The following is a 345-nucleotide window of genomic DNA, read 5'->3' on the forward strand; positions in this document are numbered from 1 at the left end:
CGTGGTAGCGCTGGTGGTTGTAATGCTCGACGAAGGCCTCGATCTGCTGTTTTAGATCGCCCGGCAGGAAGTAATTCTCCAACAGCACACGGTTTTTGAGCGTCTGATGCCAGCGCTCGATCTTGCCGTGGGTCTGTGAGTGGAAGGGTGCGCCGCGCACGTGGCTCATCTTGTTGGCCTCGATGTATTCGGCCAACTCGCTTGCGATGTAGCGCGAATAATCGTCGAGCACGGTCGAGAGATAGACCCAGCCCCATCCTATGATCTTGAAGTAGGTAAAGTCGGTCTGCCAGCGCCTCGGGGCCACCTTCAAGGTAACGATCATACCAGCGGCAGAAGGTCCGG

At 57.1% G+C, this 345-nt stretch carries 1 protein-coding gene; it reads right to left on the reverse strand.

Features of this window, described 5'->3' with window-relative positions; genetic code table 11:
• The coding region (locus I5L03_RS13315; protein ID WP_197922636.1) for an integrase core domain-containing protein at nucleotides 1-345 on the reverse strand (345 nt) is incomplete at both ends.

Source organism: Aurantiacibacter sediminis (assembly GCF_016019885.1).
GTDB lineage: Bacteria > Pseudomonadota > Alphaproteobacteria > Sphingomonadales > Sphingomonadaceae > Alteraurantiacibacter > Alteraurantiacibacter sediminis.